General features: G+C 74.4%; 20 protein-coding genes and 2 pseudogenes. 13 read left to right on the forward strand and 9 right to left on the reverse strand.

The window, feature by feature from the left end; translation table 11 throughout:
• The first annotated feature begins 76 nt into the window (after positions 1 to 76).
• Positions 77 to 1,282 (forward strand): MFS transporter, encoded by a 1,206-nt coding sequence (locus tag AD017_RS23850; protein WP_060575623.1) that lies wholly within the window; start codon positions 77 to 79, stop codon positions 1,280 to 1,282.
• An 18-nt stretch (positions 1,283 to 1,300) separates the two neighbouring features.
• Here the strand turns inward: AD017_RS23850 and AD017_RS23855 are convergent, their stop codons facing one another.
• The 3 genes and pseudogenes from AD017_RS23855 to AD017_RS23860 all read right to left on the reverse strand — a co-directional run bounded on the left by AD017_RS23855 (position 1,301) and on the right by AD017_RS23860 (position 4,709).
• Complete coding sequence (locus tag AD017_RS23855) at positions 1,301 to 2,836, reverse strand: acyl-CoA synthetase (protein WP_060576578.1); 1,536 nt, start codon at positions 2,834 to 2,836, stop codon at positions 1,301 to 1,303.
• Positions 2,837 to 3,019: 183 nt separating this feature from the next.
• A pseudogene (locus AD017_RS35455) lies at positions 3,020 to 3,298 on the reverse strand (Lsr2 family protein); the annotation flags it as partial.
• 280 nt (positions 3,299 to 3,578) lie between these two features.
• Positions 3,579 to 4,709: an MBL fold metallo-hydrolase gene (locus AD017_RS23860; RefSeq protein WP_139323900.1), complete on the reverse strand. Its 1,131-nt coding sequence runs from the start codon at positions 4,707 to 4,709 to the stop codon at positions 3,579 to 3,581.
• Between the two features lie 52 nt (positions 4,710 to 4,761).
• Between AD017_RS23860 and AD017_RS23865 the strand changes: the two genes are divergently transcribed.
• Positions 4,762 to 5,529 (forward strand): enoyl-CoA hydratase-related protein, encoded by a 768-nt coding sequence (locus AD017_RS23865; RefSeq protein WP_227012565.1) that lies wholly within the window; start codon positions 4,762 to 4,764, stop codon positions 5,527 to 5,529.
• Positions 5,530 to 5,552: 23 nt separating this feature from the next.
• A complete protein-coding gene (locus tag AD017_RS23870; protein ID WP_010232700.1) occupies positions 5,553 to 6,032 on the forward strand; it encodes a MarR family winged helix-turn-helix transcriptional regulator in 480 nt (159 codons plus the stop codon).
• Positions 6,033 to 6,054: 22 nt separating this feature from the next.
• Here AD017_RS23870 and AD017_RS23875 read toward each other — a convergent pair whose 3' ends face one another.
• Positions 6,055 to 7,341: an acyl-CoA dehydrogenase family protein gene (locus AD017_RS23875; RefSeq protein ID WP_010232702.1), complete on the reverse strand. Its 1,287-nt coding sequence runs from the start codon at positions 7,339 to 7,341 to the stop codon at positions 6,055 to 6,057.
• Positions 7,342 to 7,465: 124 nt separating this feature from the next.
• Between AD017_RS23875 and AD017_RS23880 the strand changes: the two genes are divergently transcribed.
• Entirely contained in the window at positions 7,466 to 9,034 is a 1,569-nt protein-coding gene (locus AD017_RS23880) for an acyl--CoA ligase family protein (RefSeq protein ID WP_227012566.1), read from the forward strand.
• Here AD017_RS23880 and AD017_RS23885 read toward each other — a convergent pair.
• A complete protein-coding gene (locus tag AD017_RS23885; RefSeq protein WP_010232706.1) occupies positions 9,027 to 10,319 on the reverse strand; it encodes an Ig-like domain-containing protein in 1,293 nt (430 codons plus the stop codon). The genes AD017_RS23880 and AD017_RS23885 overlap by 8 nt on opposite strands.
• Positions 10,320 to 10,410: 91 nt before the next feature.
• On the opposite strand from AD017_RS23885, the gene AD017_RS23890 reads away from it, so the two are divergent.
• From AD017_RS23890 to AD017_RS23915, 6 genes are all read left to right on the forward strand, one after another.
• Positions 10,411 to 11,607 (forward strand): cysteine desulfurase-like protein, encoded by a 1,197-nt coding sequence (locus AD017_RS23890; protein WP_060575624.1) that lies wholly within the window; start codon positions 10,411 to 10,413, stop codon positions 11,605 to 11,607.
• A gap of 24 nt (positions 11,608 to 11,631) precedes the next feature.
• Positions 11,632 to 12,801, forward strand: a complete 1,170-nt coding sequence (locus AD017_RS23895; RefSeq protein WP_145982574.1) for an ABC transporter substrate-binding protein — start codon at positions 11,632 to 11,634, stop codon at positions 12,799 to 12,801.
• Positions 12,798 to 13,916 (forward strand): iron ABC transporter permease, encoded by a 1,119-nt coding sequence (locus AD017_RS23900; protein ID WP_060575626.1) that lies wholly within the window; start codon positions 12,798 to 12,800, stop codon positions 13,914 to 13,916. Before AD017_RS23895 ends, AD017_RS23900 begins: the two co-directional genes overlap by 4 nt.
• Positions 13,913 to 14,743 (forward strand): ABC transporter ATP-binding protein, encoded by an 831-nt coding sequence (locus tag AD017_RS23905; RefSeq protein WP_060576580.1) that lies wholly within the window; start codon positions 13,913 to 13,915, stop codon positions 14,741 to 14,743. Before AD017_RS23900 ends, AD017_RS23905 begins: the two co-directional genes overlap by 4 nt.
• A gap of 289 nt (positions 14,744 to 15,032) precedes the next feature.
• Entirely contained in the window at positions 15,033 to 15,860 is an 828-nt protein-coding gene (locus AD017_RS23910; protein WP_060575627.1) for a uridine kinase, read from the forward strand.
• Positions 15,857 to 16,654, forward strand: coding sequence for a molybdenum storage protein subunit alpha (locus AD017_RS23915; RefSeq protein WP_060575628.1), 798 nt, complete (start codon positions 15,857 to 15,859; stop codon positions 16,652 to 16,654). Before AD017_RS23910 ends, AD017_RS23915 begins: the two co-directional genes overlap by 4 nt.
• A 26-nt stretch (positions 16,655 to 16,680) precedes the next feature.
• On the opposite strand, the gene AD017_RS23920 is transcribed toward AD017_RS23915, so the two are convergent.
• The gene (locus tag AD017_RS23920; RefSeq protein ID WP_010225149.1) at positions 16,681 to 17,364 is read right to left on the reverse strand and encodes a TVP38/TMEM64 family protein; all 684 of its coding nucleotides are present in this window, start codon (positions 17,362 to 17,364) and stop codon (positions 16,681 to 16,683) included.
• Between the two features lie 147 nt (positions 17,365 to 17,511).
• On the opposite strand from AD017_RS23920, the gene AD017_RS23925 reads away from it, so the two are divergent.
• Entirely contained in the window at positions 17,512 to 17,907 is a 396-nt protein-coding gene (locus AD017_RS23925) for a hypothetical protein (protein ID WP_060575629.1), read from the forward strand.
• Here the strand turns inward: AD017_RS23925 and AD017_RS23930 are convergent.
• The 3 genes from AD017_RS23930 to AD017_RS23940 are packed head-to-tail and all read right to left on the reverse strand — an operon-like array spanning position 17,904 to position 20,572.
• Entirely contained in the window at positions 17,904 to 18,932 is a 1,029-nt protein-coding gene (locus tag AD017_RS23930) for a DUF4185 domain-containing protein (protein WP_060575630.1), read from the reverse strand. The genes AD017_RS23925 and AD017_RS23930 overlap by 4 nt on opposite strands.
• Before the next feature lie 9 nt (positions 18,933 to 18,941).
• Positions 18,942 to 19,688, reverse strand: a complete 747-nt coding sequence (locus AD017_RS23935) for an enoyl-CoA hydratase/isomerase family protein (protein ID WP_082398901.1) — start codon at positions 19,686 to 19,688, stop codon at positions 18,942 to 18,944.
• A 20-nt stretch (positions 19,689 to 19,708) separates the two neighbouring features.
• Positions 19,709 to 20,572 (reverse strand): alpha/beta fold hydrolase, encoded by an 864-nt coding sequence (locus AD017_RS23940; RefSeq protein WP_060575632.1) that lies wholly within the window; start codon positions 20,570 to 20,572, stop codon positions 19,709 to 19,711.
• Positions 20,573 to 20,760: 188 nt separating this feature from the next.
• Between AD017_RS23940 and AD017_RS23945 the strand changes: the two genes are divergently transcribed.
• Both AD017_RS23945 and AD017_RS37515 read left to right on the forward strand, forming a co-directional pair.
• Positions 20,761 to 22,005 (forward strand): MFS transporter, encoded by a 1,245-nt coding sequence (locus AD017_RS23945; RefSeq protein WP_174521766.1) that lies wholly within the window; start codon positions 20,761 to 20,763, stop codon positions 22,003 to 22,005.
• A gap of 351 nt (positions 22,006 to 22,356) precedes the next feature.
• A pseudogene (locus AD017_RS37515) lies at positions 22,357 to 22,683 on the forward strand (FAD-dependent oxidoreductase); the annotation flags it as partial.
• Between the last annotated feature and the right edge of the window lie 69 nt (positions 22,684 to 22,752).

Genomic DNA, 22,752 nt, shown 5'->3' on the forward strand with positions numbered 1-22,752 from the left:
TCGGGCCCCGCCGGGCCACTGTGGTCCAGGACACCCGAGTGAGGCAAGATCGCCGCCCACGGGGCAGGGTGCACAGGTGTCCACCACCCCCGGCGACGACGGCGTCCCCGACGGTCCGCGCAGGCTCCGGCTGCTGCAACTGGCCTCGCTGATCAGCACCTGCGACCGGTTCGCGATCGCGCCGTTGCTGGTGCCGATCGCGGTCTCCTTCGGTGCCCCGCTCTCCGCCGCGGCGGGTGCGGCCGGCGGCTACTTCCTGGCCTACGGGCTCATGCAGGTCGTGTGGGGTGTCCTGTCGGACCGGGTCGGCCGGGTCCGGGTGATGCGGCTGGCGCTGGTCGGGTCGGTGCTCGGCGGCATCGCGTCGGTGCTCGCGCCGAGCCTACCGCTGCTGATCGGCGCCCGGGTCGTCACGGGTGCGTGCACCGCGGCACTGATCCCGGCCGCGCTGGTCTACGTCGGCGACACCTGGCCCACCGCGGTGCGGCAGCGGCCGCTGTCGGACCTCCTCGCCGCCACCGCGCTCGGCACGGCGGTCGCGACGGCCGGCGCCGGCCTGCTGGCCGACCTCGCGGGCTGGCGGCTCGTCTTCGGGGTGTCCGCGGCGGCGTGCGCGGTGCTGTTCGTGGCGCTGCGGGCGCTGCCCGAGCCGGACGTCGCCGGTGCCGCGCCCGCCGCCGACCGGGCCGGGGTGCGGGGCTCGGTCGTCCGCCCGCTCGCGGCGGTGTGCGGGAACGGCTGGGCGCTGGTCGTCCTGCTGCTGGCGTTCGTCGAGGGCGCGGTGGTGCTGGGCGTGCTCACCTACCTCGCGCCCGCGCTGCAGGCCGGGGGCAGCTCGGCGGCCCTGGCCGGGCTCGCCGCCGGCGGCTACGGCGTCGGCGCGGTGGTGTTCTCCCGCGTCGTACGACGGCTGGTGGGCCGGTGGAGCCCGGCCGGGCTCGCCACGGCCGGGGGCGTGTTCCTCGTCGTGGCGTGGCTGTTCCCGCTGGTCACGGTGCATCCGGTGACGATCGCGGCGGCCGGGCTGTGCCTGGGCGGGGCCTGGGCGTTCCTGCACTCGACCCTGCAGACGTGGGCGACCGAGGTCGTCCCGCAGGCCAGGGCGACGGCCGTCGCACTGTTCGCGACGCTGCTGTTCCTGGGCAGCTCGGCCGGCACCGCGCTGGGTGCCCCGCTCGCCGACGCGGGCGCGTTCGGCACGCTGTTCCTCGCCGCGCTGCTGGTGTCGGTCCCGCTCGGTGCGGGCGCGGCGCTCGCCCGCCGGCGGTACTCCGCCGGCTGAGCGAGACGCCGGCCGGGGTCACACGTACCGGTCGCGCAGCTCCCGCTTCACGAGCTTGCCGGTGGGGGTGCGCGGCAGGAAGTCGGTGAAGTCCACCGACGACGGCGCCTTGTAGTGCGCGATCCGCTCCCGCACGAAGTCGATCAGCTCCCGCTCCAGCTCCGGCCCGGTCTCCACGCCCTCCGAGGTCTGGACGACGGCCTTGACCGCCTCGCCCATCTCCTCGTCCGGCACGCCGATCACCGCGACGTCGAGCACCTTCGGGTGCAGGGCGAGTGCGTCCTCGACCTCCTGCGGGTAGATGTTCACCCCACCGGAGATGATCATGAACGCCTTGCGGTCGGTGAGGAACAGGAAGCCGTCGGAGTCGACGTAGCCGAGGTCGCCGGTGGTCGTCCAGCTCTCGTGCACCGGGTGCTGCGCGGACAGCGTCTTGCCCGGGTCGTTGTGGTACTCGAAGGGCCGCTCGTCACGCTCGAAGTAGACGGTGCCGATCTCGCCCGGGCCGAGCTCCGTGCCCTCGTCGTCACAGACCCGGATCGTGCCCAGGCCCGCCCGGCCGACCGAGCCGGGGCGCTCGGCCCACTGGGCCGAGTCGATGAAGGTGATGCCATTGGCCTCGGTCGCGGCGTAGTACTCGTGGAGCACCGGGCCCCACCAGTCGATCATCGCCTGCTTGACCTCGACCGGGCACGGGGCGGCGGCGTGGATCGCGACCTCCAGCGACGACACGTCGTAGCGCGTCCGTACCGCCTCGGGCAGCTTCAGCATCCGCACGAACATCGTCGGCACCCACTGCGAGTGGGTGACGCGGTGCTGCTCGATCAGCGCGAGCGCCTTCTCCGGGTCGAACCGCTCCATGACGACGACGGTGCCGCCGAGCGCCTGCACCGTGGCGGTGAACCGCAGCGGCGCGGCGTGGTAGAGCGGCGCGGGGGAGAGGTAGACGGTGCCGGGGCCGAACCCGTACATCGGCCCGAACAGCGCCTGGTAGGTGTCGCCGGGCTCGTCGACCTGACGGTCGGGCAGGGTCGGCTTGATCCCCTTGGGCCGCCCGGTGGTGCCCGAGCTGTAGAGCATGTCGGCGCCGCGCGGCTGGTCGGCCGGCGGCTCGGCGGACACCGTGGCCAGCGCGGCGTCGTAGTCCTCGTACGACGACGCACCCGGGATCTCCCCGCCGAACGCCAGCCGGACCGGCACGTCGACGTGGTCCTCGACGGCGGCGGCCAGCCCGGCGACCCCGGCCGAGACGACGAGCGCCTTCGCGCCGCAGTCCCGGACGATGTACGCGGCCTCCGGCGCCGACAGGTGGTGGTTCACCGCGGTGACGTAGAGGCCGGACCGCTGCGCGGCCCAGTAGACCTCGTAGACGCGGGCGGCGTTGTCCGAGACCAGCGCGACGACGTCGCCGCGGCGCAGACCGGCGGCGTGGAAGTGGTTCGCCAGCCGCGCCGAGCCCTCCTCGAGCTCACGGAACGTGAGGGTGTCGCCCGAACCGCCCATGATCACGGCCGGCTTGTCGGGCGTGGTGGCGGCGTGCGTGCCTGGGTACATCTCGGCCTCTCGTCGACGGCGGCGCGGCGCGGACGCGACCTCGGGGCCGGGTGCCGCACGGAATCTCCGCCGCAGATCCTGCCATCCGCGCGCCGCGCGCCGGTACGCGCCGGACTGGGAGTGCGCGTTCTGATAGGCCTCGAGAACGGACGAGGGGATACGCCCGCGCTCCGAGATCTTCATGCCCTGCGCGATCGCCCATTCCCGGACGGCCCGGTTCGCGGCCCGTTCCGAGGCGCTCGATCCGTTCGACGAGGTCGACGCGGGCCCGCTGCCGCGGCGGCCCCCGCCCGACCGGCGGGCCGCCGAGACGTACGGCGCCAGGGATTCCCGCAGCCGCTCGGCATTCGCGGAGGACAGGTCGATCTCGTACGACCGGCCGTCGACGGCGAACTCCACCTGCTCGTCGGCCTCCGAACCGTCCAGGTCGTCGACCAGCGTGATCGTCGTCTGCTGTGCCACGTCGTCATTCCTTCCGGGGGAATCTCGGGCGTCCGAGCGGAGGAATCGGCACCGCTGCGGGAAGCCGATATCCCCTCGGGAACGACCTGGAAGCGAACGGTGAACCTATTCCGGAGAGGACGATAAGGTATGCCGATGTTCCGTGTCGAACCCCTCCGGAAAAAGCGTCGGAGTCGTGATGCGGCACGATGTCGGCCCCGGCCGCGGGGCCGGGCCAGAACTGCGGATGCGGCGTACGGGTGACGGGGAATCGGCGGAAAGGCGCAGTTCGGGGCCGGATTCAGCGGGGCGCGGGCCACCACGGTTCGGCCGGGACGGCCGCGCGGGCCCCGTCGGTCGTCGAGATCCCGGTCAGGTCGATCCGCCGGCCGGGCCGCGGCAGGGCGAGGACGACGTCCTGGGCGGCCGCCGCCTTGCGGGCCCGCTCCACCGGCTCGTCCCACGGGTGGAAGCCGAGGTTGAAGGTCGCCCAGTGGATCGGCAGCATCACCCGGCCGCCGAGCTCGCGGTGCGCCGTGACGGCCTGCTCGGGATCGAGGTGGATGTCCGGCCACAGCTCGGCGTAGGCCCCGACGGGCAGCAGCGTGAGGTCGAACGGGCCGTGCTCGGCCCCGGTCCGGGCGTGCACCCGGCTCGGTCCGGAGTCCCCGCCGACGTAGACCGAGTGGTCCGGGCCCGCGACCTTCCAGGCCGCCCACTGGGTGGTGTTGCGGCGGAGCCCGCGCCCGGAGAAGTGCCGGGTCTCCAGACAGGTCAGGGTGAGACCGGCGACGTGCACGACGCCGTCCCAGTCCCGCTCCACGACCCGGTGCCCCGGCACGCCCCACGACCGCAGGTGCGCGCCCACCCCGACCGGGCAGACGAACACCGCGGAGGTGTCGCGGGCCAGCCGCAGCACGGTCGGCCGGTCCAGGTGGTCGTAGTGGTCGTGGCTGAGCAGCACGACGTCGGAGTCGGAGAACGTCGCGAGCGGCGCGACCGGCGGGTGCAGCCGTCGCGGACCGGTGAAGGGGACGGGCGAGGCGTACTCGGACCACACCGGGTCGACCAGCACCCGGCGGCCGTCGACCTCGAGCAGCGCACCCGCGTGCCCCAGCCACGTGACGGCGAGCCCGGCGGGCACCCGCGGGACGTCCGGCCGGGCCAGCGGCACCGGACCGGGCGGCACGCCGCGGCCCGCCCGGCTGCGCAGCATGTTGAGCAGCATCCGCAGCGAGGCCCGGACCCGTGGCAGGCCGGGCTCGGTGTTGGCGAACGTGCCGCCGACCGCGTTCTCCGACGCCGCGGCCACCCGGCGCAGCTCGGCGTCGCGCGCGCCCATGTTGCGGCGGACGTGCAGGCCGAGACCGGCCAGCGCGAGCAGGGGGGAGGCGAGCGCGGCGCGGGAGGAGCAGCGGGTCAGGCGGGGCACGATCTCCACAGTACGAACGCCGGGCCCGGCGCTCCCACCTACGCTCTCGATCGTGACGGACGTTATGCGGGCACGGGTCGAGACCGAGAAGCACGGGCACGTGCTGCTGGTGCGGATGACGCGCCCGGACAAGCGCAACGCGGTGGACGCCGCGATGACCGCGGCCCTCGACGAGGCGCTGAACCGGCTCGACGACGATCCCGACCTCTGGTGCGGGGTGCTCGCCGGCGACGTGTCCGCGTTCAGCGCCGGGACCGACCTGGCGGGCGGGTCCGGCGGGCCGACGCCGCGGGGCGGGAACTACGGCGTCGTCCGGCGGGACCGGCGGCGCCCGCTGATCGCGGCGGTGGAGGGCGCGGCCCTCGGCGGAGGCTTCGAGATCGTGCTGGCCTGCGACCTGGTCGTCGCCTCCCGCACGGCCCGGTTCGGGTTGCCGGAGGTCGCCCGCGGGCTCGTCGCGAACTGCGGTGCGCTGTTCCGGGCGCCGCGGCCGCTCCCGCTGAACGTGGCCAAGCAGATGCTGGTGACGGGCCGCCCGCTCGATGCGGAACGCGCGCACGCCCTGGGTCTGGTGAACGAGCTCGTCGAGCCGGGGGAGGCGGAGGCCGCCGCGCTGGAGCTGGCCGGGCAGGTCTGCGCGAACTCGCCGCTCGCCGTCTCGCTGTCGCTGCGCGCGCTCGAGCGGGTCGTCGCCGAGCCCGACGAGCGGGGCTGGGCGGCGACCGAGATCGCGTCGGCCGAGGTGAAGCGCTCCGCGGACGCGGAGGAGGGCGTCGCGGCGTTCCTGGAGAAGCGGGAACCGCGCTGGACCGGGCGCTGAGCCCGACCGGATAGGCTCACGCCATGGGAGGCGGGACGGCGCGCGAGGACCTGGTCGCGCTGCTGCAGGACTACGCGGGTGAGGCCGAGCTGCTCGGGCAGGCCTTCGCCGGCCGGCACGGCCTGCACCCGACGGACCTGCACGCGCTGCTGGCCGTCATGCGGGCCGACGCCGCGGGGGAGCCGCTGACCCCGGGCCTGCTCGGTTCCCGGCTGGGTCTGTCGACCGGGGCGACGACCGCGCTCGTCGACCGGCTGGAGCGGGCCGGGCACGTGCGCCGCACCCGGGAGTCGGCCGACCGGCGGCGGGTGACGCTGCACCAGGCGGAGAACGCGGCCCGGGTCGGTGGGGCGTTCTTCGGCCCGCTCGGCCACCGGATGGACGCCGCCCTCGCCGACTTCGACGAGGCCGAGCTCACCGCCGCCGCCCGCTTCCTCACCCGGATGAACGCGCTCGTCGCGGACTACCGCGCCGACCTGGCGGCCGAGAACCCCGCGTCGTGAGGTCCCGGCCGCCCGGGCCGGTTCAGGCGTCGGCGGTGGCGGTCTCCAGGTACTCGGCGAACTTGGCCCGGGCCGCCCCGGTCCGGGTCGGGACGTGCTCGGTCGGCACCTCGACCGGCGTGTAGCCGCGCAGGATCCGCCGGGCGACGGACTCCTTGTGCACCTCGTCCGGCCCGTCGTAGATCCTGGCCGCCCGCGCCGCGCGGTACATCTGCTCCAGCGGCAGGTCCCCGGAGAAGCCGAGCGAGCCGTGCACCTGGATCGCGCGGTCGATCACGTCGTGCAGCACCCGGGCACCCCAGTACTTGATCATCCCGATCTCGACCCTGGCGTTGGAGGCGCCGACCCGGTCCATCGTCCAGGCCGCCTGCAGGGTGAGCAGCCGGGCGGCCTGCATCTCGGCCGCCGACGTGGCGATCATGTCCTGCACCATCTGCTTGTCGGCCAGCCGGGAGCCGCTCGCGGTGCGGCTCACCGCCCGCTCGCACAACATGTCGAACGCCCGTTGGGACTGGCCGAGCCAGCGCATCGCGTGGTGGATCCGGCCCGGCCCCAGCCGCTGCTGGGCGAGCCGGAAGCCGTCGCCCTCGTTCCCGACGAGGTTCTCCGCCGGCACCCGGACGCCGCGGTAGAACACCTCCGCGTGCCCGCCGTAGAGCTCGCCGCCGACCTCGGGGTGGTCCATCACCGGGATGTCCCGCGCGACGTCGACGCCCGGGGTGTCCGTCGGCACGACGATCATCGACGCCCGCTGGTAGGGCGGCGCGTCCGGATCGGTCACGACCATCACGATCAGGAAGTCCGAGGCCGTGGCGTTCGACGAGAACCACTTGTGGCCGTCGATCACGTACTCGTCGCCGTCGCGGACGGCGCGGGTCGTCAGCATCGTCGGGTCGGCGCCGGCGCCCGGCTCGGTCATGGAGAAGCAGGACCGCAGCTCCCCGCGCAGCAGCGGGTGCATCCAGCGCTCCTTCTGCTCGGCGGTGCCGCCGAGGGCGAGGAGCTCCGCGTTGCCCGAGTCCGGGGCCTGGTTGCCGAAGATCCCCGGCGCGTACCGGCAGCGGCCGAGGATCTCGTGCATCAGCCCGAGCGAGACCTGGCCGAACCCGCCGCCGCCGAGCTCGGGCGGCAGGTGCGCGGCCCAGAGCCCCTGTTCACGGACCTGCTCCTTGAGCGGCGCGGTGATCCGGTCGAACGTCGGCCGGTCCAGGTCGAGGGTCTCCAGCGGGATGATCTCGTCGCGGACGAACTCCCGCATCCACTTCAGCTTCTCCTCGAACTCCGGGTCGGTGCTGAAGTCCCAGGCCATGTCGAGCCGCCCTCCGTCGCGCGTTCGTTGCCACTGCGAACCTAACCGCTCGGTCCGCCGACGGGAACGCGTGCGGGCGGACCGGCCCGTTGCGGTGATCGCGGCCGGGCGGGAGGCTGCGGGGATGAGCCACGTGGACCTGACGGGCCTGTCGTACGAACCGCTGACGCCGACGTCGTACCTCGACCGGGCCGCGGCGGCGCACGGCGACCGGGTGGCCGTCGTCGACGGTGACCTGCGGTTCACCTACGCCGAGCTGCACGAGCGGTGCCGCAAGCTCGCCGGCGGGCTCGCCGCGATCCACTCCGGACGGCCGGTGGCGGTGCTCGTCCCGAACACGCACGTCGGCCTGGAGGCGGCCTACGGGGTGCCGTGGTCGGGCGTGCCGCTGGTCGCGGTCAACACCCGGCTCTCCGCGGGCGAGGTGGCCTACATCCTGGAGCACTGCCGGGCGTCGGTGCTGGTCCACGACCCGGTGTTCGACGAGCTCGTCGCCGACGTGCTGGGCCGTCTCGACGACCCGCCCCGGGCCGTCCGGGTCGGGGACGACTACGAGCGGCTGATCACCTGGGGCGAGCCGACCGCCGTCACCCCCGACGACGAGCGCGCGCTGCTCTCGATCAACTACACGTCCGGGACGACCGGGCGTCCCAAGGGCGTGATGTACCACCACCGCGGGGCCTACCTGCAGGCGCTCGCCATGGTGGGCCACACCGGGCTGACGCCGTCCTCGGTGCACCTCTGGACGCTGCCGATGTTCCACTGCAACGGCTGGTGCTTCCCGTGGGCGGTCACCGCCGCCGGGGCGACGCACGTGTGCCTGCCCAAGGTCGAGCCCGCCCGGATCTGGGAGCTGGTCCGCGACCAGGGCGTCACCCACCTCAACGGCGCGCCCACCGTGCTGTCGATGATCGCCCACGCGCCGGAGGCCGGGCCGGTGGCGACGACGGTGCGGGTCGCGACCGGTGGCGCTCCGCCCAGCCCCGCGATCCTGCGCCGGATGGCGGAGCTCGGCTTCGAGGTCACCCACCTCTACGGCCTCACCGAGACGTTCGGGCCCGCGATGATCTGCGACTGGCGACCCGAGTGGAACGCGCTCGACGGCGAGGCGCAGGCCCGGATGAAGGCCCGCCAGGGCGTCGGGAACATGATCGCCTGCGCGGTCCGGGTGATCACCGACGACGGCGGCGACGCCCCGGCCGACGGCACCACGACCGGGCAGATCGCACTGCGCGGCAACAACGTCATGCTCGGGTACCTCGACGACGAGCAGGCCACCCGGGAGGCCGCACCGGACGGCTGGTTCCGGACCGGGGACATCGGCGTCATGCACCCGGACGGCTACGTCGAGCTCCGCGACCGCTCGAAGGACGTGATCGTCTCCGGCGGGGAGAACATCGCGAGCGTCGAGGTGGAGCAGGCGATCGCCGACCACCCGGACGTCCTGGAGGTCGCGGTGATCGCCGTCCCCGACGAGCGCTGGGGCGAGGTCCCCGCCGCCTACGTGACCCTGCGCGACGGCGCGACGGTCACCGAGGAGGAGATCGTCGAGCACGTGCGGACCCGGCTGGCCCGGTTCAAGGCGCCGAAGCGCGTGGTGTTCACCGAGCTCCCGAAGACCTCCACCGGCAAGATCCAGAAGTTCGTGCTGCGCGACGAGGCGTGGGCCGGCCAGGACCGCCGGATCAGGTGAGGGCGCTCATCGACGTCCACTCGTCCCACGGGACGGTCCAGTCGTAGAAGTCGCCGTCCTGCTGCGTCAGCGGCTCCGAGCTGCCCGTGACCTCGACCGGGTCGCCGAAGGTCGCCATCGCGAAGAACGCCTTGCCGTCCTTCGTGGACAGGTTGACGCAGCCGTGGCTGACGTTGCGGTTGCCCTGCGCGTACGACGACGACGGGTTGGCGTGGATGAACTCGCCGTTGTTGGAGATCCGGACCGCCCAGTACTGCGGCTCGTCGACGTAGCCGTACGCCTCGTTGGTCATGAGGACCTTCTCCGACTTGCCCATCACCACGTGCGTGCCGGAGCGGGTGACCCGGTTCGGGTCGGACTCCATGCCGTAGGACGCGTCGTAGCGGGCGATCTCCTTCCCGTCCCGGACGACGACGATCTGGTGGCTCCGGGTGTCGGCCTTCACGATCTGGCTCCGGCCGACGGTGAAGGTGCGGTCGACGTCCTCGGTGGCCCAGGTGCCGTCACCGAGGTCGGTCCCGCGCAGCGCGCCGTGCACCCGCACCGTCGTGTGCGCGGGCCAGTAGGTCCTCGGCCGGTAGTGCACCCGCGAGCCCTCGGCGGTGTCGGGCAGCCACGCCCACGCGCCCTCGACCGGCTTCGACGTCTCCACCCGCAGCGTCCGTTCGACGGCCGCCTTCGCCGCGTCGGACAGCTCGCCGGGGAAGCGCAGCACGATCGGGGCGCCGACGCCGACCTCGCCGCCGTCCCGGACGTTCATCGTCGCGTCGAGGGTGTCGGCGGGATCGACGGTGGTGAAGGGGTCCGCGGCCAGCGGCCGCCGGTCGTCGCCGGTCACGACCCACGAACCGGACCAGCGGTAGGTCGTGCCGAACTCCAGCGGATCGGTGCTGGTCCAGCGGCGACCGTCGGGCGAGAGCCGGCCGGCGACGGGGCCGTCGTCGCCGGTCAGGGCGACGTTCTCCAGCCGGCCGGTGCTGACCTCGGCCGTCGCCGGGTCGCGGGGTGCGACCGGCGGGCCCGGGCGCGGGGAGGTGGAGAGGACGACCGGGACCGGTGGTGCCTCCGGCTCCGGGGCCAGGCCGAACCGGTCGAACACCCCGGCCAGGTCGCGTGCCACGGTGCCGCCGATCCGGCCCTCGGCGACGGCGGCCGTCCCGCCCGCGACGAGCGCGACGAGTGCCACCAGCCCGACGGTGAACAGCGCGAGGCTGCGGCGGTGCAGCGAGCGACGACGACCGCGCGGCGTGTGCCGCCCGCGCGACCGCTCCCAGGACCTGGACATGGTGAGATCTTGACGCTTGTGTCACCCACACGGGGGGAACGACACGTCACCATCGGGTCACGGGTGTGCGGACGGATGACACGCTGACCCCATGAGCTACGACGTCGCCGCCGTCCGCAGCCGCTTCCCCGCGTTGCGGGCCGGGATCGCGCACTTCGACGGCCCCGGCGGCTCGCAGGTGCCCGACGCCGTCGCCGGAGCGGTCGCCGGAGCGCTCACCTCGCCGCTGGCCAACCGCGGGACGATCACCAGCGGGGAGCGGGCGTCGGACGGGATCGTGCACGGCGCGCGGGCCGCCGTGGCCGACCTCCTCGGTGCCGACCCGCGGGGGATCGTGTTCGGGCGCAGCATGACCGCGCTGACCTTCGACCTGGCCCGCACGCTGGCCGCGACGTGGTCGCCGGGTGACGAGATCGTCGTGACCCGGCTCGACCACGACGCCAACATCCGGCCCTGGGTGATCGCGGCGGAGGCCGCCGGCGTGACCGTGCGGTGGCTCGACTTCGACCCGGGGACCGGCGAGCTCGACGACGTCGCACCGCTCCTGTCCGGCCGCACCCGCCTGGTCGCGGTGACGGGTGCGTCGAACCTGATCGGGACCCGGCCCGACGTCCCCGCGATCGCCGCGGCGGTGCACGCCGCCGGTGCGCTGCTCATGGTCGACGGGGTGCACCTGACCGCGCACGCCGCCGTCGACGTCCGGGAGCTGGGCGCCGACTTCTACGCCTGCTCGCCGTACAAGTTCCTGGGCCCGCACTGCGGGGTGCTCGCCGCCGACCCGGCGCTGCTGGAGACGCTGCGCCCGGCCAAGCTGCTGCCGTCGACCGACGCGGTGCCCGAGCGGTTCGAGCTCGGCACCCTGCCCTACGAGCTGCTGGCCGGCACCACCGCCGCGGTCGACTTCCTCGCGGCGCTCGACGGCGGGACGGGCGATCGGCGGACGCGGCTGCGGGCCTCGCTCGCCGCGGTGCACGCCCACGAGGAGCCGCTGCGGGAGCGGATCGAGGCCCACCTCGCCACGCTGCCCGGGGTGACGGTCCGGTCCCGGGCGGCGTCGCGCACGCCGACGCTGCTCGTGACCTTCGACGACCGCGACCCGGCCGACGCCTACCGCTGGCTCGCGGAGCGGCGGATCGCGGCGCCGTCGTCGTCGTTCTACGCGCTGGAGTGCTCGCGGCGGCTCGGCCTGGGGGACACCGGATCCCTGCGGATCGGCCTGGCCTGCTACACCGACGACGGCGACGTCGACCGCCTCCTGGAGGCGCTGTCCGGCTTCGTCGGGGCGTGATCCGTCGTATGTGAGACTGTTCAGGTGATTCGCCTTCGGTGGCTCGCCGCCGTGCTCGTCCCGCTCGCGCTGCTCGCCGGGTGCTCGGCGCCCGTCGCCGACCCGCCGCCGGCCGGGTGCGTCCCGGGGGCACCGGCCCCGACCGGCGACGTGCCGTTCGCGCACGCGTCCAACGTGGAGATCACGGGGGAGGACGGCTACCGCCTGCTGACGGTCCGGCAGCCCTACCCGGGCGGGCCGCTGCAGTCGGTCGTGCTGGTCGGGTGCGGCGAGCCGGACCCGGTGCTGCCGGCGGACCTGGCCGGGACCCCGGTCGTGCGGACGCCGGTGCAGGGGATCTTCGCCGCCTCGACGACCCAGCTGCCGATGATCACCGAGCTGGGCCTGCTCGACCGGCTGACCGGCGTCGGGAGTCTGGCCGCCGTCAGCGACCCGCAGGTGCGGGCGCACGTCGAGTCGGGCGCGGCGGTGGAGTTCGCGCCGGGCTCGACCGTCGACGGGGAACGGGTGGTCGCCGACGCCCCGCCGGTGGTGCTGTCCGGCGGCACCGACGATCCCGCGTTCCCGGCGCTGCGCGCGGCCGGCGTCCCGGTCGTCGGGTGGGGCGACTACCTGGAGTCCGGCCCGCTCGGCCAGGCCGAGTGGATCAAGGTGATGGGCGCGCTGACCGGGACCGACGCGCAGGCCGCAGCCGCCTTCGACGGGATCGCGCAGCGCTACACCGAGCTCGCCGGGCGGGTGCGCGGCGCCCCGCCGGTGCCGATCGTCGCTGGCCAGCCGTACCAGGGCAGCTGGAGCGTCCCGGGCGCCGACTCGACCGCGGGCATGCTGTTCCGTGACGCGGGCGCGAGCTGGTCGGGTCTCGGCATCCGCTCCACCGGGACCAGCCCGCAGACCCTGGAGAGCGTGCTCGCCGCGGACGGTGGCGCCGGGATCTGGCTGGCCGACGGGCCGTGGGCCACCACCGCGGACATCGCGGGCACCGACCCGCGGCTCACCGCGGTCGCGGCCGCCGGGCCCGGTGGGCAGGTCTGGACCCGCGACGCGTTCCTCGGCCCGGACGGCGGCAACCAGATCTACGAGCGCGGGGTGCTGCACCCCGACGAGATCCTCGGCGACCTCGTCGCGATCCTGCACCCCGGCCTGCTGCCCGGCCACGAGTTCGTCTACTACCGGCAGGTGCCCTCCGGATGACGGGCACGGAGCCGGGCGTGGCCCTGCGGGACCGGCCCGGCCGGTCGGCGGAGCGTTCCGGCGGGCGGGCACCGCTCGTCCTCGCCGCGCTCGGGGCGGGTGTGCTGGTGCTGTTCGCCCTCGCCGTCTCGACCGGTTCGGTGGTGATCCCACTCGGCCGGACGGTCACCGCGCTGCTCGGTGTGGGTGCCCCGGACGCCCGGCTGGACCTGCTGGTCACCGACCTGCGGGTGCCGCGGGCGGTGACCGCGCTGCTGGCCGGGGCCGGGCTCGGCGCGGCCGGACTGCTCACCCAGACCCTGTTCCGCAACCCGCTCGCCGAGCCCTACGTGCTGGGCGTCAGCGCCGGGGCGGGCCTCGGCGTCGCCCTGGTGACGACGGCCGGTGCCGCGGGGACCGCCACGGTCTTCGCGACCGGCGGGCTGGGCGCGGTACCCGTCGCGGGCGGGCGCCTGGCGACCGTGGCGGCTGCCGCCGCCGGGGCCGGTGTGGTGCTCGGCCTGGTGCTGCTGCTGTCCCGGTTCGCCCGCTCGGTCACGGCGCTGCTGGTGATCGGCGTGATGCTCGGGTCGGTGGTCACCTCGGTGGTCGGCCTGCTGCTGGTCTGGACCGACCCGCGGACCGCGCAGCAGTTCCTGATGTGGGGCCTGGGGAGCGTCGACGGCGTCGCCCGGGGTGAGCTGCCGGTGCTCGCGGTGGTCGTCGCCGCCGGTCTCGTCGTGGTCGCCCTGCTCGCCAAACCGGTGGACGGCCTGCTGCTCGGCGACGACTACGCCCGCACCGCCGGCGTCGACGTCGCCCGGGTGCGGGTCGTCGTCCTGCTGGTCGCGGCGGTGCTGGCGGGGGCGGTCACGGCGTTCTGCGGGCCGATCGGGTTCGTCGGGATCGCCGTGCCGCACCTGGCCCGGGCCGCCGTCGGGACCTCCCGGCACCGGGTCCTGGTCCCCGCCACCGCGCTCACCGGTGCGCTGGTCGGGCTGGCCTGCGCCGTCGTCGCGCACCCGCCGGGCGCCGGGACGGTGATCCCGCTGAACGTGGTGACCTCGCTGGTCGGGGCACCGGTGGTGATCGCGGTGCTGCTGCGGTCGCGGCGGCTCGGCGGTCGCGCGTGGTGACGGCGCCCGTCGCGGGGGAGGACGGGGCCGGGCTGCGGCTGTCCGGGCTGACCGCCGGGCACCGGGCGGACGGGGCCCTGCGCGGCCGCCGGGCCGTGCCGGTCCTGTCCGGGGTGTCGGCCGTCGCGGGGCGGGGGGAGCTCACGGTCCTGCTCGGCCCGAACGGTGCGGGAAAGTCCACGCTGCTACGGACCCTCGCGGGGCTGCAGCCCGCGCTCGGCGGCACGGCGGCGCTCGACGGCGAGGACCTGGCGGGACTGCGGGCGCCCGCCCGGGCGCGCCGGATCGGGGTCGTGCTCACCGAACGGCCGGATCCCGGCCTGCTGACCGGGCGCGACGTCGTCGAGCTGGGGCGGCTGCCGCACACCGGCTCGGCGGGCGTCCTCGGCCCGGCCGACGACGCCGCCGTCGACGCCGCGATCGACGCCGTCCGGGCCGGGGCGCTGGCCGGACGCCCGCTGGCCCGGCTGTCCGACGGCGAGCGCCAGCGGCTGATGATCGCCCGGGCGCTGGCCCAGGAACCGTCGCTGCTGCTGCTCGACGAGCCGAGCGCGTTCCTCGACGTCGCCGCCCGGGTCGCGCTGCTCGGCCTGCTGCGGCGGCTGGCCCGGGAACAGGGGCTCTGCGTGCTGCTGTCGACCCACGACCTGGAGCTCGCGCTGCGGCTCGCCGACCGGGCCTGGCTGCTCGACGGTGCCGGGGGCGTCCGGACCGGGACGCCCGCCGAGCTGGCCGGCGCGGGTGCGATCGGCGCGGCGTTCGACACCGACGAACTGGCCTTCGAACCGGCGACGGGCACCTTCCGGCTGCGCACCGGGACGGCATGACCGTCTCCGCAGGTGCGGGCACCGCACGGGGCGTCCGTCCGGCGCCGCGGCGTCGGGGGCATCGGTGACCGACATCACCTGATCGGCGGTTCGGCGGAGCGGATGCGGCGTACTCGCGCGGTTCCGGGCGCGGCCTCGGACCTGCGCTCCGATCATCTCCGCAGCACCGTCGCACCGGGCGGGTGCGGAGGGCGGCACCGGCCCGCGGGAGTCACTAGGTTCGGCTCCGACGCGACCGCCGCCGGCCCCGTGCCCGCCCGGTCCCCCGAACCACCTCCGAGGAGACCCGATGTCCGATGCCGCGAGCGCGGCCGAGCTCGAGTCGCTGCTGCTGTCCCGGTCGCTCGACGACCCGGAACTCGCGGCGGCCACCGAGCGCACGCCCGACACCCCCGTCCTGCCCGACGTGTCGGTGGTCAAGGTCGGCGGCCAGAGCTTCGTCGACCGGGGCCGCGAGGCAGTGTTCCCGCTGGTCGAGGAGCTCCTGGAGGCGCGGTCCTCGCACCGGATGCTGATCGGCACCGGCGGCGGCACCCGGGCCCGGCACGCGTACGCGCTCGCCGCCGAGCTTGGCCTGCCCACCGGCGTGCTGAGCTCGTTCGGCAGCGCCGTCGCCGGGCAGAACGCCACGATGCTCGGCTACCTCATGGCCAAGCACGGGATCCCGGTCGTCTCCGGCGGCGGGTTCGAGGCGCTGCCGCTGTACCTGTCGGAGTCGCGCGCGGCGATCTTCGCCGGGATGCCGCCGTACGCGATGTGGCAGCCGCTGCCCGACGAGGGCGTCATCCCGCCCTACCGCACCGACGCCGGGTGCTACCTCGTCGCCGAGACCTACGGCTGCAAGAACATGATCTTCGTCAAGGACGAGGACGGCCTCTACACCGCCAACCCGAAGACCGACCCGCGTGCCACGCTGATCCCCGAGATCACGGTCGAGGAGCTGATCGAGCGGGACCTGCCCGACCTCGTGATCGAACGCCCGGTGCTGGAACTGATGACGCGGGCGAAGCGCGTCCGCAGCGTCCAGATCGTCAACGGGCTCAAGCCCGGCAACCTCACCCGCGCCCTCGCCGGCGAGCACGTCGGCACGATCATCACCGCCGGAGACGCCCGATGAGCACCACGTACACCAAGGACGTCGAGTCCGCACTGGCCCGCCAGACCCTGATGGACCGCGAGCAGGTCCGCCCGGTCGACCAGCAGCAGCCGGTCATCCGGATGCTGCCGACGCTGCGCGTCGTCGTGCTCGGCGGGCGGTCCGTCATCGACCGCGGCCGGGACGTGCTGCTGCCGCTGGTCGACGAGATCCGCGCGGCCCTCGACGGGGACCCGCTGCTGCTCGCCACGGGCGCCGGCATCCGCGCCCGGCACGCACTCGGCGTCGGCCTCGACCTCGGCCTCCCCACCGGCGCGCTCGCGGAGCTCGCCGGCCGCGAGGCCGAGCAGAACGGTCACCTCGTGGCGGCGCTGCTGGCCGACCGCGGCGTCGCCTACCTGGGCCACGACACCGTCGCGCACCAGCTGCCGGTGCACCTGGCCGCGTCGAACGCGGCCGTCACCAACGGCTTCCCGCCCTTCGGCGTGCACGAGTTCCCGGCCGCGACCGGGAAGATCCCGCCGCACCGCACCGACACCGGTGCGCTGCTGCTCGCCGACGCGTGGGGCGCGGCGTCGCTGACCTACGTCCGCGACGTCCCGGGCGTGCTCGACGGCGACGACGTCGTCGGATCGGTGACGGCCGCCGAACTGCTCGCCGACCCCGCCCGTGGCCTGCCGGTCGACCGGCAGGCGCTGGTGACGCTGCAGCGGGCGAAGCACGTCCGGTCGTTCCAGGTGGTCGACGGGACCGTGCCGGGCACCCTGACCCGGGCGCTGGCCGGGGAGCACGTCGGGACCGTCGTCTCCGCCTGACGGAGCGGACCGGGGCGGACCGGGCCCTAGCCGGTGGGTGCCGCCGGGGCGGGCTCGTCCGCGGGCACCGCCACCGGGCCCTCCGCCGCGGGCCGCCGTCGCCGGGCGACGACCGCACCGATCGTCAGCACCACCAGCCCGGCGACGGCCAGCAGGAACGGCACGGAGCCGGGGTCGCCGCCGTAGGCCCCGATCGTCACGAACGCCACGGCCGACGGCAGCACCCCGACGACCGAGCCCACCAGGTAGTCGCGCATCCGGATCGCGGTCAGGCCGCAGGCGTAGCTGAGGACCGGGAACGGGATGACGGGGAGCAGCCGCCCGCCCGCCACCGTCCAGAGCCCGCCGCGGCGCAGCCGCTCGTCGAGCCGGCGGATCCGGGCGTTGCCGAGCCCGGCGATCACCTCGCGCCCCAGCACCCGGGACACGACGAACCCGGCCAGTGACCCGGTGGCGACGGCGACCATCGTCGTGGCCAGCCCGACCGGCAGCCCGAACAGGACACCGGCCGCGATCCCCATCAGCGTCGCCGGGGCCGGGACCAGCGTGAACGCCGCGAACAGCAGGGTGAACAGCACCGGGGCCGCCCAGCCGGCGCCGAGCGTCACCGCACGGATGCCGTCCAGGGTCGGCAGGCCGGTCACGAGCAGCACGGCCGAGCCGGCCGCGACCAGCAGGACCAGCAGCGCCGGGCGCCACCATCGGGCCACCGTCGTCCACCTCCACACACGACTCACGGGGGATCTCACCCGGACCTACGACGCGCGTCGCGGCGCCGGTTCGGGCGTTCCCCCCGCGGTGGCGGTGAGCGGGTCACGGGCTGCGGTGTGCGGTGGCTCTGCCAGACTCGGCGCGCGATGATCCCGACTCAGCGCCGCGGCCGCCGGCGCACGCTGCTCAGCTGGTTCGCCGCCGTCTTCGTGGCGGTCTGGATCGGCGGCGTCGCCGTGCTGATCGCGTCGACCGGTGACCGGGGCGCCGACGACCCGGCGTCGCTGGTGGAGCGGGCCACCGCCGTGCTGCGGACCGGCGACGGGGACGGCCTGCACGAGCTGCTGCTCGACGCCCCGGAGTCGTCGTTCTCCGAGGACTACGCCGCCCGGGTCCGGGCGGCCGGGACGGCCGAGCTGACGAGCAGCGGCCCGGACGGCGTCGAGATCCGGTCCGGGGCGGTGCACACCACGCTGTCGGTCACCGAGGAGGGCGGGCGCTGGTACCTCAGCCTGCTGCCGCCCGGGAGCCCGGCGGACTAGGCACGCAGGCCCAGCAGGTCGCTCGCGTCGGCGCGGAACTGCATCGACCGGTACGGCCAGTTCGTCGCGGTGTTCCACTGGCTGACGACGAGGTGCAGGTCGTCGAGCGTCGAGCCGGGGACGACGTAGCCGCCGTACAGCTGGGCGACGCGGCCGGTGCCGTGGTCCTCGTCGTCCCAGCCGCAGCCCTGCAGCAGCGTGGTGCGCGGCGCCCGGTGCAGGTCGGCGTTCGGCCGGTCGAGCAGCATCGCGTCGATCCGGTAGTTGCCGGCGTCGAAGAAGGTCAGCAGGAGGTGCTCGCGGCCGTCCGGGCCGGGGACCCGGCGCAGGTTCAGCTCGCCGAGGGCACCCGGGATCGTCAGGGTCGGCGGGTTCCCCCAGTCCCAGCGCTCGCCGGCGAACCCCCAGGGCTCCCAGGCGTCGGCGTCGGTGATCCGGTCGGCGGGCACCCGGTGCAGCAGCAGGCCGTCCCGGCGCTGGAAGCCGGTGGTGTAGGCGTAGACGTGGCCGTCGTCGTCGAGGTACCAGGTCAGTTGCTGGAACAGGCCGTCGTGGTGGTTCCCGGGCCACGAGCAGCCGGTGCGCTCCCACGTCACGCCGTTGTCGGTGGAGGCGAGGATCTCGGTGTAGAGCACGTTGCCGAGGCCCTTGTTGGCCATGACGTGCAGGTACATCGTGTCGCCGACGGTGATCACGTCGGCGGGCAGGATCGTGGTGATCCGGCGCTGCAGGCGGAACCAGTTCGTCGCGGGCTTGGCGACGAGCCGGCAGGCGTAGTCGGCGGTGTCGCCGCCGGAACCCGTCCAGGTCAGCCCGGACCGGAAGCCGGACGGCTCGGCGAACAGCACGACCGGCGAGCGCCAGCCGGGGCCGCCGACCCCGGCCCGGTCGAACGTGTCGCCGAAGACGGCGACGAGGCGCCCGTCCGGTGCGGTCTCGACGATTCCCAGGTCGGTGCCGCCGATCCCGTAGGCGTCGGTGAGCCCGGGACCGGTCAGGTCCGCGATCTTCGTGGTGACGGCCATACCCCGAGCCTAAGGATTCCGGTAGGCCCGCAGCGCGTCGCGGGTCGCGGGCGCGGCGAACACGTCCGCGAACACGTCGACGCTGGCCGTCACCGAGTCGCCGATCCCGGTCTCCCGCCAGGTCTCGAACAGGCCCTTCTGCGCGGCGACGACCTCCCGGGTGGGGGCGGCGACGGTCGCGGCCAGCGCGGCGACGGCGTCGTCGAGCTCCGCGGGGGTGCCGACGAGCCGGTTGACGAGACGGTCCGCGCCGAGCTCGTCGAGCCCGTAGAGGTCGCCGGTGAGGATCAGCTCCTGCGCGAGCGACGCGCCGAGATAGTGCGGCAGGAGCGCGGCGTCCACGACGGACGGGATGCCGAGCTTCACCTCGGGCAGCCCCACCCGGACGCCGGCGTGCGCGACCCGCAGGTCGCAGGCCAGCGCCAGCTCGAAGGCCGCGCCGATGCAGACGCCGTTGAGCCGCGCGATCGTCGGGACCGGGGCGGTGCGGACGGTCCGCAGGCAGTCCGCGAGCCGGGAGATGATCGCCCGGCCGTCACCCGGCTCTGCGCCGGTGAAGACGTCGAGGTGCATCCCCGCGCCGAACGCCCGCTCCCCGGCACCGGTCAGCACCACCACGCGGATGTCCGGCCCGATGTCCCGCACCGCGGCGCCGATCGCGCCGACGTCCTCCAGGTGCAGGGCGTTCGCGTGGTTCGGACGGTCCAGCGTGATCGTGCGGACCGGTCCGTCGTCGTGCACCCGAGGCAGTCCCATGGGGCGATCGTCGCACCGGGTCACCGGGCGGCGACCACGGCGGCGGCGAACGTCGCCGGTGCCTCCACCGGGACGAAGTGCCCGGTGCCGTCGACCGGGACGACGGTGACGTCGGTGAAGAACTCGCCGACCCGGTCCGACCACTCCCGGGGGAACAGCGGATCGTGGTCGGGCCACAGGAAGGTGGTGGGGACGGTGATCCGCTCCTCCGGGGCGGGGGCGGTCTCGGCCAGCGACCGGGCGACCGCGCCGCCACCGGAGCGGTACCAGCCGATCGACGCGACGAACGCGCCCGGCGGGGAGTACACGCCGGTCAGGTGGTCGAGCCTGCCGTCGTCCGGTGTGTGGTCCGGCCCGGACCAGTGCGACCAGAAGTGCCGCAGGTACGCGCGGGTGGCGCGGGCGTCGCCGTCGACCAGCTCCTGCGCGAGATCCAGCTGGTGGAACGCCTGGTACCAGAACTCGCGCACCGCGTCCGGGTCCAGGATCCGCCGGCCGACGCCCGGCGCCGGCGGTGTGACGACGAGCGCGCGCAGCAGGTCGGGCCGGTCCGTCGCGAGCTGCTGGCCGACCCGGCTGCCGACGTCGTACCCGCCTGCGACGACGCCGGAGAGCCCGAGCTCGTCGAGCAGGGCGGCGACGCTCGCCGCCTGGCCCGCGGCACCGTAGGCGGCGACGGGGTCGCGGTCGTGCTTGTCCGACTCCCCGAAGCCGCGCAGGTCGGGGACGACGACGTCGTGGGTCCCGGCGAGCTCCGCCGCCACCGCCGCGTGGTCCGTGCGGTCGCCGGGCCAGCCGTGCAGCAGCAGGACGGGCGGCGCGCCGGGTGTGCCGTGGCGGTCGTAGGCGAGCCGGAAGCCGTCGACGGGGGTGGACAGTGGCATGCGGATCTCCTCCGGGCGTACGTCGCTGCGGCTCCCGACCCCATCACGACCGGTGCGTCACGGCGACCCGGTCGGGCTTTCGGAACGGAACGGACGTGGTTACGCTTCGTCGACTTGCCGGTCATTCGCTTGGGGGTACCGTGACCAGCTCTCCGACCGCAGGGTCCACGGAACGTCACCGGCTACCGGTGCGCACGCTGGTCGCGGCGTCGATCGGCAACGCCGTCGAGTGGTACGACTGGACGATCTACGCGACGTTCTCGATCTACTTCGCGACCCAGATCTTCCCGCCGGACAATGCGGCGCTCGCCCTCATCTCGACGCTGGCCACCTATGCGCTGGTGTTCTTCTTCCGGCCGCTCGGCGGGCTGCTCCTCGGCCGCTTCGCCGATCTCCGGGGCCGCCGCACGGCGATGCTGGTGACCATCCTGCTGATGGCGGGCGGTTCCGTCGTGATCGGCCTGCTGCCGACGTACGAGATGGTCGGCTGGCTCGCCCCGGTCCTGTTGCTGCTGGCCAGGATCGCGCAGGGGATGTCGCTCGGCGGGGAGGTGTCGAACGCGTCGGCGTACCTGGCGGAGATCGCGCCGGCGGACCGACGGGGGCGCTACTCGTCGTTCTTCTACATCTCCACCGGCACCGCGGTGCTCATCGCCTCGCTGATGGGCTTCGGGCTGTCGGCCGCGCTCACCGAGGACCAGCTGGCGTCGTGGGGCTGGCGGATCCCGTTCATCATCGGCGGCGTGCTCGGCCTGATCGGCATGTGGATGCGGCGTCAGATGGCCGAGACCGAGCAGTTCGAGCAGAACAAGGAGACCGCGGCCCGGATCCGGAACCCGCTCATGCTGACGCTGCGCGAGCACCCGAGGGCGGTCGCACAGCTCGTCGGCTTCACCGTGCTGAACACGCTCTGCTACTACACGTTCTTCTCCGCGCTCACGCCGTTCGCGACGAAGTCCCGCGGCGCGGACGCGACGGAGGTCTTCCTCGCCCTGTCGATCGCGACGGCGATCTTCGTACTGCTGCAGTACCCCATGGGTGCCGCCGCCGACCGGTACGGGCGCAGACCGCAGCTGCTGATCTGGTCCGCGGCGACGGCGATCCTCGTCGTGCCGCTGTCGTTCCTCATCGGACCCGGCTTCTGGAACATGCTCGTGGTCTTCGTCGTGGGCCTCGGGCTCTACACGATGATGACCTCGATCGCCCCGGCGATCATGAGCGAGCTGTTCCCGACGTCGGTCCGCGGTCTGGGCATCGGTGCCTGGTACAACCTGACCGTCGCCGTGTTCGGCGGGACCGCGCCGCTCGTCGTGCAGTCGTTGCAGGCGGCCGGCCTGGCGATCCTGTTCTTCGTCTACGTCGCCGTCGGTGCGGTCATCGCGTTCGTCGCGGTCCTGACGCTGCCGGAGACCAAGGGGTCGGTGCTGCGCTGAGCGGGCCTCCCTGCGGCCGGGCGGTCACTCGCCCGGGCGGCGGGGGAGGGGTTCCGTGGAATCGCTTCCTCAGGCAGCGATTCCACGACAGCGGAGCGCCTGCCCGCATCGTCGCGTCGATCTCATGGATCCGCTGGTCGACGCGCTATTGACAGCGGACTCCCGCGCCCTGCACGGTGTTGCGGTAAGCACCTCGACGTTGCGCATCATGCAACACACGCGGTCGGATCGATGGTGGCCGCCGGCTCATCCCGTGTGTAGGCACCCCACTCCCGTGGGGCGTCGACCCCTGCGCAACGACGGATTCGTCGCTCCGCCCCCGGGCGGACGGGTTCGCCGCTGGAGTCCCGCATGGTGTCCACCTCCCCACGCATCGTCATCATCGGAGCCGGCGTCGTCGGCTGCGCCCTCGCCGATCAGCTGACCCGGCGCGGGCATCGCGCCGTGACCGTCCTCGACCGGGGGTCGCTCTACGGCGCGGCCGGTGCCACCGCGCACGATCCGGGGCTCGTCCTGCAGGTCTCGTCGAGCCGGGCGACGAGCCGGCTCGCGTCCGCGACACTGCGGGCGTACGCGGGGCTGCGCGAGGACGGCCTGCCGCTCCTGACCCGGTCCGGGAGCCTGGAGGTCGCGACCACCCCCGACCGTCTCGACGAGCTCCGCCGGCGGCACGGCTGGGCCGCGGCCGCCGGGATCGACAGCCGCATCCTCGAACCGGGGGAGTCCGCGACCGTGCACCCCCCTGCT

This window comes from Pseudonocardia sp. EC080619-01 (genome assembly GCF_001420995.1).
Lineage (GTDB): Bacteria > Actinomycetota > Actinomycetes > Mycobacteriales > Pseudonocardiaceae > Pseudonocardia.